Genomic DNA, 14,992 nt, shown 5'->3' with positions numbered 1-14,992 from the left:
ATGCAACAGGTTTAGTTGCTTTTACCCGATGATAAAAACAATAATACAATAAAGATGATCGAAATAAAAATACCTAGTCCCGGAGAATCCATTTCCGAAGTAGAAATAGCCAACTGGTTTGTAGCAGATGGTGATATTGTTGAAAAGGATCAGGAAATTGCAGAAATTGAATCGGATAAAGCCACTCTGACTCTTATTGCTGATGAAGGTGGTAAAATTCAGATTATGGCGCAGGAAGGCGATACAGTTGCTGTTGGATCGGTTGCCTGCAGCATAGACACCAGTTTTGCCGGAGAAGCATCTGCTTCCTCTGCTCCTAAAGAAGCTAAAAAAGAAGAAGTTCCTGCTGAAAAAACAGCTCCTGCAGTTGTTACTGCATCCAAGTCAACAAATTCTGAAACGTACAAGGATGTTAAGATTTCGCCCATTGCTAAAAAACTGATGGAAGAAAATCACCTTTCGGTTGATGATGTAATTGCAGGCATTCAACGTTTGTCGAAAAAAGACATTCAGGCGGTGGTCAGTAATCCGGGCAATCAGGCAGCAATTCCAGCGCAAAGCAAAAGCATTTCGAGAGAAGTGAAACGCACAAAAATGTCGAATCTTCGGAAAAAGCTGGCCACCCGTTTGGTTTCCGTAAAAAATGAAACGGCCATGCTGACTACTTTTAATGAAGTTGACATGAGTGCAGTAATGGCACTGCGCAGCAAATATCAAAAGAAATTTGTAGAAACCCACGATATTAAACTGGGTTTTATGTCCTTCTTTACCAAAGCAGCTTCGGAGGCTTTACAACTGCACCCTGCGGTAAATTCGATGATGGATGGTGACGAAATTGTAAGTCCTGAATACACAGATATTGCCATTGCGGTGCAAACACCAAAAGGTTTGATGGTTCCGGTCATCCGAAACATCGAAACCTTGGGCTTAGCCGAAATAGAAAAGGAACTGATGAATTTGGCCAACAAAGCCCGTTCGGGTAAAATTAGTCTGGACGAAATGACCGGCGGCACTTTTACCATTACCAATGGCGGTGTGTTTGGTTCGCTGTTGAGTACTCCAATTATCAATCCGCCGCAATCGGGTATTTTGGGCATGCACAATATTGTGGAACGACCGGTTGCTGTAAACGGCAAGGTAGAAATCCGCCCGATGATGTACATCGCCCTATCTTACGATCACCGGGTAATTGATGGAAAAGATTCAGTTGGATTTTTGGTGAAGATTAAAGAGATGATTGAGAATCCTCAGAAAATGCTGTTCGGAGGCAAAGATCCGGATTCATTGTTATTGGAGATATAAAATACAATATACCTTACCGCAGGGACACGCCATGGCGTGTCCTTTTTTGTGTGAAAATTTATAAGATGTGAATGTGATCGGAAATCAAATTTATTTTTAAGGTCGGACTCTCCACTTTTATAAGAATACCTGCGATGTAAGAATCGCAGGAACAATGCCACCCCACTCAACATCGAAACATTGTGCAGTTCCTAACCTCTGGTCAGGATCGCAAACCAACATTTCTTTTTCCATATCCACGACCACAACGGTCGTGCTACTACGACCACAACGGTCGTGCTACTACGACCACAACGGTCGTGGTGCTGCGACTACAACAGTCGTGGTGCTGCGACTACAACGGTCGTGGTGCTGCGACTGCAACAGTCGTGAAAAAACAAGAGCCGATTCGTTTGAATCGACTCCTGAATACAATTTCACCGTAAAATTGTACAACTTAATCTCCCGAACCTACAGGAACCAAATCTGTTAAAAAACGACCTGCTCTCATACTTTTATAGTTCTTAAAAATTGTTCTCACCTCTACCTGAAAACTTCCTGTTTTCAAGGCTTCAGGCACAAAAAACAACAATTCAGAGGGTTTGTTTTTTACCACATTAACTACTTTGGTTGCCACACCATCACCGGCAATAAAAAAGATTCCCTGATCAGCATCTTCCTCATCAAATTTTAAAAGCGATCCTTTTAGGGAAGCAATCTGACCCGGACTAAAGGTCTCGTTTACGGCTTTGGTTTTTAAATCGGTGAACTGTTGAATCACTGGCTGTACTACAGATATTTCCACCTTACGCAATTCGATATTCCCAATCGCTTCGGACAAACGATGGCCGGCATTCAGCTTCAAACGAATAGAATGGCGTGTTTTATCGAAACTATCGCTCTGGTTAACAAACACCCCCGAAATACTCGGATACACCTTAAACAGCTCGGTGTTTACATTGTTGCCACTGGCCACGGCCTGCACCACAGCGTAATTAAATTCTTCGATTACCGATAAGGCCTCAGCCTTGGTTACGGTTGAGCCTTTGCCAATCATTTGCTCAACAATTTGCTCTGTGCCAATGGTTTCGTTATCGGTTACCATGCCCATGTAATCATCAGGATCATCAGTTAGATGATTGGGAATTAATCCGTATCTTAACGTCATAATTTGAAAAAATTATATAAAAGGGACAGGGCCCGTTGGCTGCATTTCCTACCCGCAAAAGTTGAAGATGCTCGGCCAATGGGTTGCCTGTTTTTTTTGCATTGTTAAAAGGCGGCTATTTGTTGCCAAACCCCCTCCCCACGTAACAAAAACAGACTGAAACTATTTAATTATCCCCACATATCAAAACCATAATTGGTAAAACAGATCCATTTTTATGCTAAAAAAACATTTCAACCCGTGGCACACTTTCTGTTTGCAGGGCTTTTGAGGAAAACTGTAAAAAATGTTAAATTTATCAGATTCTCAAAAATACAACACAACAGCTCACAGCACATAAACAGACATTTATTCCTGACTAACAACACTAAATCCTCAATAAATCAATTTTCCTTAATAAAGCCAAGCAGGCAACACAAGACACAAACCCCTGACTGCGAATCCTTTCTTCACTATTTATATTGATAATTAATAAGCGAAGCTACTTTTCTGTTTATTTTTTATGCTTACTTTTAGAAGCGACTGTGAAAAACTACAAAATGTGAATCCTCTTGATGAACTATGGAACAAAACTTAACCAAAAGGTGCACAATACACGCCATATGGGTATGTATTGTGCACCTTTTCATTTGATATAGTAGAAATAAGTGCACCTATGGTGCACAATTTAAGAAGTTAGCAAACATAACATTATCGACATTAACCAATATTTTAAGATATGGCAAGTTTAAACATGAAAGGTTCCTATGAACTTACGAATGAAAAAATCGATGAGATTGTTACAAGAAAGTCTGCGGGAAATTACGCCCTTGGATATGTGAAAGAAAGTACATTTTACGTAAAGTATGTTGGAAGAGCAGATAGTGATGTAAACGGTAGACTTAAAAAGTGGGTTGGTAGTTATAAGCGATTTAAGTTTAGTTATGCTTCATCTCCAAAAGCTGCTTTTGAAAAGGAATGTGAAAACTTTCATGACTTTGGAGGAACGGATAGTCTTGATAATAAAATCCATCCAGACAGACCTGAAGGAGCTTCATGGAAATGCCCTAAATGTGATAAATTTGATTGATTATGAATATATCTGAAAAGAAAAAACTAAGGTATGATTTTTTAAATAAGCTTTACAAGGTCACTGATGGGGATTCTTCTTTGATTGTAAATATGTGGGAGCTTGGAAAAGAAATAAACATTGAAAGAAAAGACATCTCAAATATTGTTGACTATTTAAAAGGAGAATATTTGATTGAACCAAAAACTCTTGGTGGAGGTATTTCAATAACTCATGAAGGTATCCTCGAAATTGAAGAATTACATAATTCGCCAGATGTGCCAACTGATCATTTTCCAGCAATAAATGTGATACATGTTGAGAATATGAATAACTCAGCAATACAGCAGGGAAATACTAACTCAACTCAAAATATTTTATTTGAACAAGCAAAATTTGATGACTTACAAAAGCTAATTTTAGAAATAGACAGAATTAAAAATGACTTGAATTTAGAGAAAGAAGATGCAGAGGAATTGGAGTCTGAATTAGCTACAATTAAATCACAATCAAAATCTCCAAAGCCGAAAAAAATAATAATTACGGAATCATTAAAGACAATTAGAAACTTAATTGAAGGTGTTGTAGGAAATGCAATCGCCCCGACTATAATAGAAATGATAAACGGATTGATATAAAATTACGTTTGCTAACAATGTATAAAAATAATAGCCGGGATAGTAGTAAATTCAAGGGTTTTAGCCCGCTTCAACTTTCCTGTAACTTGACAAGAAAGTACCACGCAGTCGGCTACTATTCTTATACTTAACGTTAGGTTTCATGCAAAAAGACAGAAGTAACATCGATTAAACCAATGAAAAGCCAGCGCACAAATAGCACATTTGCAAGCTTCAACTCACAAGCCGATTCTTCAGCTTACAAAAGAGCTATTTTTTGCCTACACACAAAGAACGTTCGACTATGATAAAAACAGAATATGGAAATTTTGATGGTGACAGATGGGAAAAAGTTTGTCAAATAGTCTTTAAAAGAAGATACGAAGCTGAATCATATTTTGAAATCATTGCTAGCCCAGGCGATTATGGAATCGAAGGATTTACAAGAGCAGGTAAGGCTTTTCAATGCTATTGTCCTAATGAACATTACACTCAGAGTGAATTATATGAAAAACAACGCGATAAAATAACAAAGGATTTAAAAAAACTAAAAACTTATGAGAAGCAATTGTATAAGAAATTAGGTAATTCGCTTATCAATAAATGGTATTTTGTATCTCCTAGCTATAGTAGAAATGATATCGTTGATCATTGTACAGTTAAACGAGATGAAGTTAAATCTTGGGGACTTTCAATAATCGATAATGTCAACTTCGAAGTAATTCCAGTAGATTTAGACTTCTTAAAACCTGAAATCCATCAGATTTTAAAGATTGATGAGCAAAAGATTGATATTTCTCCTGCTAATCCAACAACTGAAGATGAAAAGTTAAAGTGGAAAGGGAAAGAAATTTCATTAGTTCAAAATGCGCAAAGAAAGCATAAGGCTAGATTTGAATCTTCTACAAATAATCTGGATAAAAAAGTAGATAGTTTAACAGAAAAGAGTGTGAGCCATTTTTTAGAAGGTAGCGAAATTCTAAAAAAATGGCAAAGTGATTACCCCGAAGACTACGAAAAATTTATAAAAATTATTAGCCAAGTGGAAGAGCGTGTAGTTGAAGAATGCATGTTCCCAAATCCAGACAATAATATTCTTCATCAAAAGTTTTCTGCTATGGTAGAAGCTAAAATTAAAGAGAGTTTTCCTTACTTAGACCAAGCAATGATTCAAAATTTGTGTAATCAAGTTATGGCTGATTGGATTTTACGTTGTCCTATAGATTTCGAATAATATGAGTGAATCAAATATAAAACATTTATCGTTTACCAAAAGACCTATTTCTGTTCCTGCAGATTATCGACCAAGCTATAAAATTGCTCAAATTTGCCTCACACTAAAATACTCGTGTATAGGAAGTAAATCAGGGTTATTAAAATTACATCTTTTTTCATGGGCTTTCAAAAGGATTGATAATCGAAATGAATTGCTTAAATATGTTAACAGTAATTTTCAGTCTGAATTTTCAGTGTGGAGTATAGAGCCAACACTAAATAGAGCTTTGCACATTGCCACAGCTGAAAAATATTGTTCTTACTCTAAAGGCACATATAAACTTGAAGAAAAAGGATTTTTGTTTTGTGATAATATTGAAGCTGATGAAGAAATACTCTCTGAAGAAATATCTTTATTAAAGCAAATAGGCAAGAAGAAAATTACAGATACTAGATTGAAAGAATTAGCTAACCAATGGACTCTATTCAATGATTAATATAAAAGCAGTTAAAATAGAAATTAATACTAGTTCTGGTCTATACGGAGCAGAATACGAATTTTCGAATGGATTTAATATTATTCGAGGTAATAACACATCTGGTAAGAGTAGTTTATTTCAATCAATAATTTATTGCTTAGGTTTTGAAGAATTAATTGGAGGAAAGAATGAAAAAACCATGCAATCTGTCCTAAAAGATATAGTTGAATATCCCAAAAACTCTTTTCATCAAGTATTGCAGTCGTTTATATTTTTGGAGTTTGAAAACTCACATAAAGAAATTGTTACTGCTAAGCGTAGTGTTAAAAATACAACGAGAGCTTCTCAATTAATAGATGTTTTTTTAGGACCATTATTAACGGGTAACAATAAGGCTTTAGATTCTCAACCAATGTATATACATGACAAAGGTGGTGCATCAGATGATACCTACGGGTATCATTTATTTCTAGAAAAATTTCTAGATTGGAATCTTCCAAGTGTATTTAATAAATCAGGAGATAAAAGGAAAATATATCTTCAGCAGATTGCCCCTTCTTTTATTATAGAGCAAAAATCTGGTTGGTCTGGTTTTTTAGCAACCATGCCTTTCTATGGCTTAACAAATAAAGAAGCAAGGGTTATTGAATTCTTGTTAGCCCTTGATGTATATGATAATAAGCAGATAAAACAACAGCTTACAACCTCTAAACGGATACTTGAGGAAAAGTGGTCTAATCTTTATAAGCAATTATCTCGTTTTGCTGAGAAAGGTGGTGGTAAATTATTTGGCTTCGCAGCAAAGCCAACGATTATAAATGATATTAATAGTATTTCTATTTTACTTTCTAAGGATGAAGAGCAGTATACTATACCTGATTTTATAGAAATACAATCAGAAGAATTAGAATTAGTTGAGAATATAATTATTCCAAAAGTTTCCGAGAAAATTGAGCAAAATGAGGCAAAACTTGACTCTTTAAACGAGAGTATTAATGCTAATACTTTAAACTATGAAATGTTATCAGAAGAGTTGGGTTTTGATAAGGACAAATTAACTCGTTATAATATTCAACTACAATCTTTATATGAAGATTTAAGAAAAAATAAAGGAGCTCAAAAAGTAAAGAAATTAGGAGCTGAAATTGACAGTAAAATAGCTCAAGATATATGTCCAACCTGTGAACAGCCAGTAAAAGACTCACTCTTACCTACGGAAATAACGCAGACACCGATGTTGATTGAGGATAATATTGCATTTATTGATGCACAAATCAAAATGATAAAAGTGTACATTGAAGGACTCGAATCTAAAATCAAATCAAAGACAGATAGGTTGGTTCGCATAAAAATGAATTTATCAAACAAACGCCAATTACTAAGAGACATTAAGAAAGAGCTTATTTCTGATGATAGATTACCCTCTGAAGTTGAAATTGAGCGTAAACTAAACATCAAGAAACGTATAGAATTCTACTCTAAATATTTCGAAGAGTTCAATGATTATAAAGATGAAATAGAACATCTATCAGCACAGCATGAAAAATTATTAAGAGATGCTGAAAATCTCCCTAAAGATTACTTTTCGACTAGTGATAGAAAAAAACTAGGGTATTTACTTCAAGAATTTAAGAGACTCTTGGCGAAATTTGAATATACTAGTAAATCGAATGATTTAATTAATATTTCAATGGATAATTATCTTCCTGTGGCGCAAACTCAGTTTGGTGATGACCTAAAAAGCTACGATTTACGTTTTGATTCTGGAGCAAGTGATTTTATTAGATGTATTTGGGCTTACACTTGTAGTTTACATTTAACTTCAAACAAGTTTGGTGGAAATCATCCAAACCTTTTAATGTTTGATGAGCCAAAGCAACAAGATATCTCAATTAGTCATTTTCGCAGTTTCTTGACTGAGTTATCTGGTTATAAGGATGTTCAAACATTGTTGTTTGCTTCATTTGAAAACTCAGATGACTCATTTAAAACTGCAACAGAAGGCTTGGACTTTAAAATCAATTATATAGATAAAAAATTAATAAAACCATTAACCAATTGATAGCCTAACGCACGGCAATCATGCACATTGCCAAGTCGCTCAAAATGGCAGACACACAAACCAAAACTTGGCAAAGAGTATGTTTGCCCTAACACACGGACAGATTGCATAGAATAATGCACGAAAACCTAGTCGAGTAAGCTAGGGGAATTTGACTTCGTCGATTTTCAATTCATCCCTAACTTCTCACAGAACCGTATCCCGAAAAAAATCGGGACAGGCAATAAATCTCTCAATTGGCTTCGCCGAACTTCGTTTCATACGGCTCTTATTATGAGTCAATTCAATTTTAGGTTAACTGACAGCCTAATGTCCAATGATAAAATAGATTGCGATAACAATTACAGATACGCCTTAACCATCTCACAGCTTTCACCTTGCTACGCTTAAAGCATTTTCAATTTTTATGTATCCTTAAAACCGCTATATTTAACACTTAATTGAGCAGTTTGATGAGTTTTTAGACAGACTGCCGTTGTGTGCAAGCATTACACAAGATGGTCAGTAGAGCAACAGCGAATAAGAGAGTAAATAAAATTTTATACAGTTAAAAAAATGAAATACATTCTAATTTTTACATTTCTTTTATGCGTAGAATTTTCTTCTGCGCAAGTAAATAAGAGCGACAAACAAAGACTCATTGTCACTACAGACCTTGGTGGTAGTGACCCCGATGATATCCAATCCATGATTCACCTTTTGGTCTGTTCCAATGCGATTGACATTGAAGGGCTTGTAAGTTCACAGGTTTGGGTAGACGACCCAGACAAAACCGCAAAGATAATTGAAGTTGTCAATTGGTATGAAGAAGTGTTACCTTGTTTGAAGAAACAAGCAACCGGTTATCCGGAAGCCGACTATTTAAGGTCAATCACAATGCAAGGGCAGGCAAAATCCAATATGTCCGGCGTGGGAGAGGGTAAAGATTCTCAGGGGTCAGAATTAATTATTTCAGCGGTAGACAAGAAAGGGGATAACCGCCCGGTATGGATTGCCGGATGGGGTGGCATGAATACTGTTGCACAAGCACTCTGGAAAGTAAAAAATACTCGAAACAAAAAAGCATTAAACGCATTCGTAAAGAAAATACGACTTTATGACGTGCTTGGGCAAGATGATGCGGGTGCTTGGATTGCGAAAAACTTTCCTGACATTGTATATATACGCAACAAAAAAATCTATGGATGGGCACCATCTGACGATTGGGCGAAGAACAATATTCAGAACATCAAGCCCTTTGGTGTGCATTACCCAAATAGAATTTGGGCAACAGAAGGCGACTCTCCTTCTTTTCTTTATGTTTACGCCAATGGTTTAAACGTTCCGGACCACATCGACTATGGTGGCTGGGGCGGACGATTCTCCACTAATAAAGAAAGTGGAATTCGAGGCATGAATTTCATTGTCAAAAGTGGTAAAGATGAAACTCAATATGACCCTTATTACATGTATGGCAGTACAGAAGAGGGAATTGAAGCCATAAACAAATGGAAACAACATATCTGGAATAATTTTGCAGCTCGTATGATATGGACTACTACAGATGATTATTCTGCTGTAAACCATCACCCTGTACCCATTGTAGATGGTGATAATTCTTTAAAATGTTTATATAAAAGAGCTAAAGCTGGAAATGCTTTGATTTTTGATGCCACTGAATCAAAAGACCCTGATGGAAATCAATTAGATTATAAATGGTTTGTTTATAATGAACCAAGTACATATAAAGGTGCAATAACTATAGAAGAGAATTCTTCCCCTAAATGTAAAATACTTGTACCTTCTGATGCTTCAGGAAAGACAATTCATCTTATTTTAGAAATAACAGACAAAGGTATTCCGGCTTTGGCTGGTTATAGACGAATTGTAATAAATGTAGATAAAGAAGAATAAATGCTAGCACACAATCGAGTAGATGGTCCCGACTAGAATAGCCGGGATACACCTCTCACACCACCTTTATATTTACATTATTAAATTAGATAAGAATTTAAGTTATCCGAAAGAGTAATTGTACGAAAACGGAAAATTAAAACACGGAAGCGGAACGTTTACATATGACGGATTTGGAATTAAACTCTGAGAATAGCAAAAAACAAATATGAAACAAGACAGAATATGAATAAAATACACTTTAAAATAGGAAATGTTATTTGGATATTGTTCATTATTAATTCGCTATTAATCATATCATATATTTTTCCTTTTCGAGATATGATTGATTTATTTACAAAACAAGAAGCAGGAGCAATTGGAATTATTGGAGGAATAGATGGACCAACCGCAATATTTATATCATCACAAATTAATTGGTATATAGTTGTTTTGGTTGCTTTAGAGATAATATGTGGAATATATTTGTTACTGACTCATTTGAAGAAGAAATAAACTCCGCTGAATAGCAGCGGCAAGCTTGCCGGTTACAACTACAATCAATGAAAAGTTATGAAAGATTTGGAATTAAACTTTAAGAAGACTTATTATTACCCCCCAAAAGAATGGGCAGAGAAAAACTTGAACATCGTACAATGGACAGAGATGCCACCAGGAGGACATCTGTAAATTTTACAGGAAATTTAGAATTTAATCATTGTTTAAATTCTTAAAATGTAATTGAACAGCTAAGACCAAGTTGCTTTGTATTGTAAAATGGTATCATCAGAGAAGTTTGTTTTCTGTTCTTTTTTCTGGTAAGTATTTTTTCATAAATCAGATAGGATATTTTTGTGCTTAGTATTCCAATTCCTGCTCCTGCAGCAATATCAGTCACCCAATGTTTGTTATTCACAACTCTAAATATCCCAACTGAAGCTGCCATAGAATATCCCGCAATTCCATACCAAACTGAAACATCTTTATATTCCTGCCAAAGGAGTTCTGCATTCACAAAAGCCATAGCAGTATGTCCCGACGGAAAAGATGTAAATCCGGAATGATCGGGCCTCTCCTCTTTGGCTGAATATTTTAAAGTATTAACTACCGCTCCCATAATAAATAAAGAAGTTCCTTGTATTAGCAACTGATTTGAAAAGCTGTGTTTTCCTTTTACTCCCAGTAAGTTATTCGCATAAACCACACCTGCCGGAGCATACTGCATAAAATCATCAATCGTAAAACGCCTGTCAATATTCTCGGCCACTTCCTCCTGAATCTCCTCATTAAAGATCTCAAAACCATTATTTTCAAAACCAATTATACCAACAGAGATTAGGGAAATAGGGATAATTGTTTTTTTTATGTTCAAGCCGTACTCATATTTATCATCGGACTTTGCATTCAAAGAATCTATTGCCGAAGAGTTGGCCAGAACCTGAAGAGGAAGAAGAAAAATAATAAGGAAATAGAATCGCATAATTCTTTTATAATTTAAGTTAATGAATCCTTCTACTCCAACTCAACTATTTTAAAAGAGCAGATTCCAATTGCTCAATTTAGGAACTAAATGCAATCCAAAACCCTAAAGAAAATTTGAAGCTTATCTTATTTCTACAGAAGTATTTTTCATCCAAACATCTGGAAATTACTTGTTTATTTAGAAGCAAACAAAATGACAGAAAATAAATTAGATAGAAAAAAGTAATTTCAAGTTAGATTATTTAACAAATAAAAACAATAACTTGTATGTAAATAAATGCATTTCAGGCCATGTTCGTTTGAATAAAAACGAAAAACTTGTGCAATTGCTACTTCAATAACTCTAACAAACAACTTATATCATAAGTAGAAAAACACTTTGTCTTATGAGGATTATTTCAAAACAGCTAATTTACAGCATGCTTATTTTCTGCCTCTTACTTGTATCCGGAGGCTATATTCTATTGGCCTTTTCCGAAATTGAATTCTCCTTATTTATTAATGCGCTCCATACTCCTTTTCTCGATCAGTTTTTTTTCTGGATCACCCTGCTTGGAGATGGCAGCTTTCTTCTGGTTCTTGCCTTTGTTTTCCTTTTCAAAAAATACTATTACGCAATACTTAGTGTGCTGCTATTGATATCCTCGGGTCTGATTTCCTATCTGTTTAAAAAAATGATATTTGTAAATTCAATGCGGCCATTGTTTTACTTGTCGAAAAGTGAAATTCACATCCCCGAAGGAATTCATTTTTACTATAAAAATTCATTCCCTTCGGGTCATGCAATGACCGTATTTGCTGCAACCACCCTAATCATCTGGATTTATCGGAAATTCCTTCTTAGTTACATGTCCTTAACCATAGCAAGTCTGGTTTGTATCTCACGAGTCTATCTTTTGCAGCATTTTTTTATCGATGTGTATTTTGGGGCTATTCTGGGTGTTCTTGAATCGGCTCTTTTCATTTGGATAATAGAAACCAAATTAAACCGGCTTCAAAACAGCAAATTAAATTCATCCTTATATTCATTTCTTATCACAAAAACTAAAATTCCATTGCCATCCATAAACCCTAAAAGTAATGAGAAGCTTCCTTATAAGTATCCACCCAAAAATTAAAATCCCTGTTCTTATTCTGCTTTTGTATGTTATTGTTGCAACAGCTGGAATTAGCGGCTCAATTTATATTTTAGACGAGGCCAAAAATGCTGAGTGTGCCCGCGAAATGATGGAAAGCGGAAATTATATTGTTCCCGGGTTCAATTATGAATTGCGCACCGATAAACCTCCGCTACACTACTTTTTCATGCTTTTATCGTACAAAATTTTTGGTGTTTCATCCTGGTCAGCACGTTTTTTTTCGATCGTTTTTGGAGCCTTAAGCTTACTAATCACATACTTTTTTGTGAAAAAATGGCTGGGCATTAAATCAGCCTACTTCAGTTCATTGGTTCTGATATCTTCCCTTCATTTTGGGGTTTTCTTTCACATGGCAGTACCCGATCCGTACCTCCTGTTTTTCTTTACCGCTTCCTTATTCCTGTTTTTTGAATCTCTTCAGGAAAAAAACAGATTTGCTGCAATGGGCATGTATATTTGCCTGGCTCTGGGCGCTTTATCGAAAGGCCCTATTGCGGTTTTACTGCCCGGATTCATTATGCTCCTCTATTTACTGCTCAGCAAAAAATTACAATTCTCTACTATTTGGGGATTAAAACCCATATCCGGACTTCTCATTTTTGCTGCAATAGCTTTACCCTGGTACCTTTTGGTCCATCGGGAAACTCATGGAGAATGGACGTATGGATTTTTCTTTGAACACAATCTGGAACGCTTTGCCAGCACCAAGGAAGGTCATGGAGGAAGCTTTTTAATGGCATCTGGTTTTGTACTGATGGGTTTGTTCCCTTTTTCAATATTTCTGGTTCGTGCCCTATCGCATGCTTATCGAAATAAAAAGAAGGATGTATTGCTGTTTGCTCTTGTTGCCGGACTTACAATCACCCTGTTTTTTAGTCTGTCGTCAACTCGATTGCCAAACTATACTGCACCTGCCTACCCGTTTTTTGCGATTCTTATTGGTTCTTTGCTCGCCAAACAAAAACAGCCTGCATACAGGTGGGAGCTCATTGTGCTGTTTATTGTTGCCATTCTGATTGTTACAGCAGGTTATTTCGCTCTGGATATTGAAAAACAATACACTTTTTTAAAACCACAGCTATTACTGCTTTTGCCCGGAATCATTGGAGCCGGATTTGCTTTGAAACTCCATAAAAAAAGAGCGTTAAATTTCACGATTCATCTAATCAGCTATTCTTTTATTCTTCTCTCCTTTTTCCTTTCGGAGATTGTTTTTTTTCAAATTGCCAAACAAAACCCGGTCACCCTGTCGCTGCCATACATCAATAAAGATGAACCCATTGCCTGCTATAAAAAATTCAATCCTTCCTATCCTTTTTATCTAAAGCAAAAAATTATAAAACTGGAAAGTATTGAAAGCATTAAAGATTTCCTGCAGAATCATCCTGATGCCTGTGTTATCAGTACAAGTAAAAGTCTGCAGGATGCAAACTACTCTGAATTTGCCGTAAAAATATTTGAACAAAAAGATGTTTTCGAGAACAGAACCACTGTACTCTTAAAGAATAAACTCACAAAGAACTAAAGCATGAAAAAACTCAGTCTTGTTATCTGTGTTTACAATGAGGAACTAAATATTGCTCCCTTAAGCGAGAAAATTATTCAATCATTAACCGATTACGAATATGAAGTTATTTTCGTAGATGACGGCTCAACAGATGCAACCCGAAACAACATTCTGAATATTAATGATGAACGCTTTGTAATGGTTCAACTTCGAAAAAATTACGGACAAAGCTCAGCATTGGCGGCCGGAATTTCGGTGGCCACGGGAGAATACATTGTCACCCTTGACGGGGATTTGCAAAACGATCCGGCAGATATTCCCATGATGGTGCAATTGGCCGAATACGGTGACTGGGATTTGGTAGCAGGAATTCGAAGCAATAGAAAAGATGGCTTGCTTTTGCGTTTAATTCCCAGCAAAATTGCCAATTACCTAATTCGTTTGCTCACTAAAGTGAATATAAAGGACTATGGCTGTACGCTTAAAGTTTACAGAAATGAAATTGCCAAAGAACTTGGCCTTTATGGAGAACTGCACCGGTTTATTCCTATTCTTGCCAGCTCGAACGGGGCAAGCATTACTCAAATACCGGTAAAACATCATGCCCGGCAATTTGGAAAAACAAAGTACAATTTATCAAGAACCTTTAAAGTTGCAAGCGATCTTATTTTAATGGTTTTTCTTACCCGATACATGCAAAAACCCATGCATATTTTCGGCGGTTTGGGCATTCTGATATTTACAGTCGGAGCCATTCTAAATGTTTATTTGTTAAGCCTTAAAATAATGGGAGAAGACATTTGGGGGAAACCCATCCTTATTTTAGCCTTGCTTATGGTGCTTGGGGGAATTCAACTGATTACCATTGGTATTATATCCGAAATACAAATGCGGACCTACTACGAATCGCAGCAAAAAAGTCCCTTTAAAATTAAAAGAATCGTTTCGAGCAAAGTAAATTCGCTTGTGAAATAGAAAGAGAACAAAAAAAATGACACCATTATATGAACACTCTCACCAAAATGCCTGTAATAAACACTATCCCCCAGGCATGTACCACCCTCCAATTGGCCTAGGTGCCCCTTCCATTGGCAAATTCTTCTCTTCAATTGGCATTGCCCC

Annotated in this window: 13 protein-coding genes; 11 read left to right on the top strand and 2 right to left on the bottom strand. The window is 36.0% G+C overall.

The window, feature by feature from the left end; genetic code table 11:
- The first annotated feature begins 54 nt into the window (after positions 1 to 54).
- Positions 55 to 1,302 (top strand): 2-oxoglutarate dehydrogenase complex dihydrolipoyllysine-residue succinyltransferase, encoded by a 1,248-nt coding sequence (gene odhB / locus ACY0M5_RS07765; RefSeq protein WP_461631359.1) that lies wholly within the window; start codon positions 55 to 57, stop codon positions 1,300 to 1,302.
- 436 nt (positions 1,303 to 1,738) lie between these two features.
- Here odhB and ACY0M5_RS07760 read toward each other — a convergent pair whose 3' ends face one another.
- Complete coding sequence (locus tag ACY0M5_RS07760; protein ID WP_461631358.1) at positions 1,739 to 2,449, bottom strand: DNA-binding domain-containing protein; 711 nt, start codon at positions 2,447 to 2,449, stop codon at positions 1,739 to 1,741.
- 718 nt (positions 2,450 to 3,167) lie between these two features.
- Between ACY0M5_RS07760 and ACY0M5_RS07755 the strand changes: the two genes are divergently transcribed.
- The 7 genes from ACY0M5_RS07755 to ACY0M5_RS07725 all read left to right on the top strand — a co-directional run bounded on the left by ACY0M5_RS07755 (position 3,168) and on the right by ACY0M5_RS07725 (position 10,258).
- Complete coding sequence (locus ACY0M5_RS07755) at positions 3,168 to 3,518, top strand: hypothetical protein (RefSeq protein ID WP_461631357.1); 351 nt, start codon at positions 3,168 to 3,170, stop codon at positions 3,516 to 3,518.
- Positions 3,519 to 3,520: 2 nt separating this feature from the next.
- Complete coding sequence (locus ACY0M5_RS07750; protein WP_461631356.1) at positions 3,521 to 4,135, top strand: hypothetical protein; 615 nt, start codon at positions 3,521 to 3,523, stop codon at positions 4,133 to 4,135.
- Positions 4,136 to 4,418: 283 nt separating this feature from the next.
- Entirely contained in the window at positions 4,419 to 5,348 is a 930-nt protein-coding gene (locus tag ACY0M5_RS07745; protein WP_461631355.1) for a hypothetical protein, read from the top strand.
- Between the two features lies 1 nt (position 5,349).
- Positions 5,350 to 5,826: a hypothetical protein gene (locus tag ACY0M5_RS07740; protein WP_461631354.1), complete on the top strand. Its 477-nt coding sequence runs from the start codon at positions 5,350 to 5,352 to the stop codon at positions 5,824 to 5,826.
- Positions 5,819 to 7,870: a DNA replication/repair protein RecF gene (locus tag ACY0M5_RS07735; protein WP_461631353.1), complete on the top strand. Its 2,052-nt coding sequence runs from the start codon at positions 5,819 to 5,821 to the stop codon at positions 7,868 to 7,870. Before ACY0M5_RS07740 ends, ACY0M5_RS07735 begins: the two co-directional genes overlap by 8 nt.
- 555 nt (positions 7,871 to 8,425) lie before the next feature.
- Positions 8,426 to 9,763, top strand: a complete 1,338-nt coding sequence (locus ACY0M5_RS07730; RefSeq protein ID WP_461631352.1) for a DUF1593 domain-containing protein — start codon at positions 8,426 to 8,428, stop codon at positions 9,761 to 9,763.
- Positions 9,764 to 9,988: 225 nt separating this feature from the next.
- Positions 9,989 to 10,258 (top strand): sodium ion-translocating decarboxylase subunit beta, encoded by a 270-nt coding sequence (locus ACY0M5_RS07725; protein ID WP_321317983.1) that lies wholly within the window; start codon positions 9,989 to 9,991, stop codon positions 10,256 to 10,258.
- Positions 10,259 to 10,472: 214 nt separating this feature from the next.
- On the opposite strand, the gene ACY0M5_RS07720 is transcribed toward ACY0M5_RS07725, so the two are convergent.
- Positions 10,473 to 11,222, bottom strand: a complete 750-nt coding sequence (locus tag ACY0M5_RS07720) for a phosphatase PAP2 family protein (RefSeq protein WP_461631351.1) — start codon at positions 11,220 to 11,222, stop codon at positions 10,473 to 10,475.
- 388 nt (positions 11,223 to 11,610) lie between these two features.
- Here ACY0M5_RS07720 and ACY0M5_RS07715 point away from each other — a divergent pair, with 388 nt between their 5' ends.
- The 3 genes from ACY0M5_RS07715 to ACY0M5_RS07705 are packed head-to-tail and all read left to right on the top strand — an operon-like array spanning position 11,611 to position 14,845.
- Complete coding sequence (locus ACY0M5_RS07715) at positions 11,611 to 12,342, top strand: phosphatase PAP2 family protein (RefSeq protein WP_321317987.1); 732 nt, start codon at positions 11,611 to 11,613, stop codon at positions 12,340 to 12,342.
- On the top strand, positions 12,305 to 13,888 hold the full coding sequence (locus ACY0M5_RS07710) for an ArnT family glycosyltransferase (protein WP_461631350.1): 1,584 nt from the start codon (positions 12,305 to 12,307) through the stop codon (positions 13,886 to 13,888). The genes ACY0M5_RS07715 and ACY0M5_RS07710 overlap by 38 nt, the downstream gene beginning before the upstream one ends.
- A 3-nt stretch (positions 13,889 to 13,891) precedes the next feature.
- Entirely contained in the window at positions 13,892 to 14,845 is a 954-nt protein-coding gene (locus ACY0M5_RS07705; RefSeq protein WP_461631349.1) for a glycosyltransferase family 2 protein, read from the top strand.
- Positions 14,846 to 14,992: the final 147 nt, after the last annotated feature.

Source organism: Labilibaculum euxinicum (genome assembly GCF_963678175.1).
In the GTDB taxonomy this organism is placed as follows: domain Bacteria; phylum Bacteroidota; class Bacteroidia; order Bacteroidales; family Marinifilaceae; genus Labilibaculum; species Labilibaculum euxinus.
The sequence above is the reverse complement of the archived record's forward strand: the minus strand, read 5'-3'. Positions and strand labels throughout refer to the sequence as shown.

Coding starts and splice junctions, on each gene's coding strand:
- odhB (WP_461631359.1), top strand. CDS start 55: ATGATCGAAATAAAAATACCTAGTCCCGGAGAATCCATTTCCGAAGTA.
- ACY0M5_RS07760 (WP_461631358.1), bottom strand. CDS start 2,449: ATGACGTTAAGATACGGATTAATTCCCAATCATCTAACTGATGATCCT.
- ACY0M5_RS07755 (WP_461631357.1), top strand. CDS start 3,168: ATGGCAAGTTTAAACATGAAAGGTTCCTATGAACTTACGAATGAAAAA.
- ACY0M5_RS07750 (WP_461631356.1), top strand. CDS start 3,521: ATGAATATATCTGAAAAGAAAAAACTAAGGTATGATTTTTTAAATAAG.
- ACY0M5_RS07745 (WP_461631355.1), top strand. CDS start 4,419: ATGATAAAAACAGAATATGGAAATTTTGATGGTGACAGATGGGAAAAA.
- ACY0M5_RS07740 (WP_461631354.1), top strand. CDS start 5,350: ATGAGTGAATCAAATATAAAACATTTATCGTTTACCAAAAGACCTATT.
- ACY0M5_RS07735 (WP_461631353.1), top strand. CDS start 5,819: ATGATTAATATAAAAGCAGTTAAAATAGAAATTAATACTAGTTCTGGT.
- ACY0M5_RS07730 (WP_461631352.1), top strand. CDS start 8,426: ATGAAATACATTCTAATTTTTACATTTCTTTTATGCGTAGAATTTTCT.
- ACY0M5_RS07725 (WP_321317983.1), top strand. CDS start 9,989: ATGAATAAAATACACTTTAAAATAGGAAATGTTATTTGGATATTGTTC.
- ACY0M5_RS07720 (WP_461631351.1), bottom strand. CDS start 11,222: ATGCGATTCTATTTCCTTATTATTTTTCTTCTTCCTCTTCAGGTTCTG.
- ACY0M5_RS07715 (WP_321317987.1), top strand. CDS start 11,611: ATGAGGATTATTTCAAAACAGCTAATTTACAGCATGCTTATTTTCTGC.
- ACY0M5_RS07710 (WP_461631350.1), top strand. CDS start 12,305: ATGAGAAGCTTCCTTATAAGTATCCACCCAAAAATTAAAATCCCTGTT.
- ACY0M5_RS07705 (WP_461631349.1), top strand. CDS start 13,892: ATGAAAAAACTCAGTCTTGTTATCTGTGTTTACAATGAGGAACTAAAT.